Annotated in this window: 4 protein-coding genes; 3 read left to right on the top strand and 1 reads right to left on the bottom strand. The window is 64.9% G+C overall.

All coding sequences use genetic code 11. The features are described 5' to 3' along the window. Positions 1-27: 27 nt before the first annotated feature. The gene (locus tag LQR33_RS23040) at positions 28-486 is read right to left on the bottom strand and encodes a DUF4442 domain-containing protein (RefSeq protein WP_231470595.1); all 459 of its coding nucleotides are present in this window, start codon (positions 484-486) and stop codon (positions 28-30) included. Between the two features lie 277 nt (positions 487-763). Here LQR33_RS23040 and LQR33_RS23035 point away from each other — a divergent pair, with 277 nt between their 5' ends. The 3 genes from LQR33_RS23035 to lpxK form a co-directional block, all read left to right on the top strand. Continuing rightward, a complete protein-coding gene (locus tag LQR33_RS23035) occupies positions 764-1,378 on the top strand; it encodes a MotA/TolQ/ExbB proton channel family protein (protein WP_166438004.1) in 615 nt (204 codons plus the stop codon). A gap of 2 nt (positions 1,379-1,380) precedes the next feature. Continuing rightward, positions 1,381-1,797, top strand: a complete 417-nt coding sequence (locus LQR33_RS23030; RefSeq protein ID WP_021475097.1) for an ExbD/TolR family protein — start codon at positions 1,381-1,383, stop codon at positions 1,795-1,797. Between the two features lie 13 nt (positions 1,798-1,810). After that, on the top strand, positions 1,811-2,551 hold a 741-nt coding region (gene lpxK / locus LQR33_RS23025; protein ID WP_231470593.1), incomplete at its 3' end, for a tetraacyldisaccharide 4'-kinase.

Here is a 2,551-nt window from a genome sequence, read left to right as displayed (position 1 = left end):
GGCTTTTTCTACATGGGTTCCATGCGATCAGCGCCGGTCTGGCTTCTTGCGCACGTACAGCGTCTTGTGCACCAATGCCACCAGCTCGTCGTCGGCGTCGCGAATCTCCACCGTCATTTCCGGCAGATGCTTTTCGCCGTCGGCGGTGCGCTCGCGGATGTCGGCCAGTTGTTGGTCGGAGAGATCGAACAGCGCGCGCACTGTGCCGCGGCCGGGTTTCAGATAGTTGATGCTGCCGGTCTTGTCCCACACGTAGTAGTCGCCGCCCAGCTGGCGCAGCAGCATCAGCATGTAGAACGGGTCAGTCATCGCGTACAGGCTGCCGCCGAAATGGGTGCCGACGTAGTTGCGGTTGCCCAGGCCCAGCTTGAGCCTGACCTCGGCCTGGCGGAAGTCGGGAGACAGTTTGTGCACGCGGATGCCGGCGCCGAGGAAGGGCGGCCACAGATTGAACAGCAGCTTGATCAGCCAGATGGGCAGGTTCATATTCATTCAAACGATTGTTTGGTTGATTCATCGTCGACAAAGCTTTGAGCGATGTCAATGCCATCGCGGGGAAAACCGTCCATGCGCTTGTCGATTTATCCACAGCAATCGCGGAATAACCTTGTGGATAAGTTGCGCGGCAAGCCGGTGGCAACGGCTTTTGACAGTGCTTGCCCAAAAAAGTGGCAAGAGGCGTGAAATTTATTCCCGCAAGGTTGCCTGAACCCGGCTGTAGGGAATAAAGTCTGGCGTTTGTATCGATGACGGAGAATGCTTCGTGTGGGCTATCGTTGAAGCGGCCGGCTGGCCGATCTGGGCTATCATCGCCGCGTCGGTGGTGTCGCTGGCCATCATTCTGGAACGCCTGTACACGCTGCGGCGCGGCGCGGTGGTGCCGCAGGGGCTGCTGGCGCAGACCTTGCAGGAATACCGGCGCATAGGGGATAAGGATGAGCTGCTACAGCGCCTGCAGGGTCATTCGCCGCTGGGCCGCCTGTTCGCGGCTGGCCTGCGCAATGTGCACGGCAGCCGCGAGGTGATGAAGGAAGCGATCGAGGACGAGGGCCGTCAGGTCGCCCATCTGCTGGAGCGCCTGCTGACCACGCTGGGCACCATCGCCGCGATGGCGCCGCTGCTGGGCCTGCTGGGCACGGTGATCGGCATGATCGAGATCTTCGGTTCGCAGAACGCCAGTGGCGCGAATCCGCAGCAGCTGGCGCACGGCATTTCCGTCGCGCTGTACAACACCGCCTTCGGCCTGATCGTCGCGATTCCCAGCATGATGTTCTACCGTTACTTCCGCTCCAAGGTGGATGGCCTGCTGGTGGAGATGGAGGCGCAGGCGGTCAAGCTGGTGGAAGTGGCGCACGGCGAGCGCAAGAACGGGAGCTGAGCATGGATTTTCGTCGCGGCAGGGCCCGGGAAGAGCCGGAGATCAATTTCATCCCGTTGATCGACGTGCTGCTGGTGATCCTGATCTTCCTGATGGTCACCACCACGTATTCGCATTTTTCCGAACTGAAGATCAACCTGCCGACCGCGCAGGGCGAGCAGCAGCAGAGTAAGACCGTCGAGATCAAGGTGGCCGTGGCCGCCGACGGCGCGATGGCGGTCAACGACGCCAAGCTGCCCGGCGGCGACAAGGCCGCGCTGCTGGCCAGCCTGAAGGCCGCCGCGGCCGGTAAGCGCGACGTGGTGGTGGTGGTCAACGCCGACGCCAGGTCCACCCACCAGTCGGTGATCGCCGTGATGGAAGCGGCCCGCGAGGCCGGCCTGTCGCAACTGACTTTCGCCACCCAGAACCTGAAGTGAAGCCGAAGGCTGCATGCGTTTGATAGAACAACACTGGTACCGGCCGCGAGGCTGGCTGACGGCCCTTCTGGCTCCGCTGGAAGGGCTTTTTGCGCTGCTGGCCGCTTTGCGCCGGCAAGCGTTCCGCCGCGGCTGGAAAACGAGCGAAAGGCTCGCGGTTCCGGTGGTGGTGATCGGCAACATCAATGTCGGTGGCGTCGGCAAGACGCCGTTGACGCTGGCGCTGCTGCGCGATTTCGCCGCGCGGGGCGTCAAGGCCGGGGTGATCAGCCGCGGCTACGGCGGCGCGGCGGCGACGCCGACCGAAGTGAGGCCGGACAGCGATCCGGCCCTGGTTGGCGACGAGCCATTGCTGCTGGCCGCCGCCGGCGCGCCGGTGGTGGTGGGGCGCGATCGCGTCGCGGCCGGCCGCCATCTGCTGGCGCTGCATCCGGACGTCGAGCTGATCCTCAGCGACGATGGCCTCCAGCATTACCGGCTGGCGCGCGATTTGGAGATCGCGGTGCTGGACGGCAGGCGCGGCCTCGGCAACGGCAGGCTGCTGCCCAACGGTCCGTTGCGCGAGCCGCCGTCGCGGCTGGAGACGGTGGACGCAGTGGTGGTCAACGGCGCGGGCGGGACGCTGGCCTTGCCGGCGGGGCTGCCGCGCTTCGCCATGGCGCTGCATCCAGGGGACTGCCATGCGCTGGATGACGCGTCGCGCACGCTGGATGCGGCTGGTTTTGCCGGGCTGAAGGCGGCGGCGCTGGCCGGC

This window comes from Chromobacterium piscinae (genome assembly GCF_021129175.1).
Taxonomy (GTDB): domain Bacteria; phylum Pseudomonadota; class Gammaproteobacteria; order Burkholderiales; family Chromobacteriaceae; genus Chromobacterium; species Chromobacterium piscinae.
Note: the sequence above shows the minus strand (reverse complement) of the source record. Positions and strands in the feature narration are given on the sequence as shown.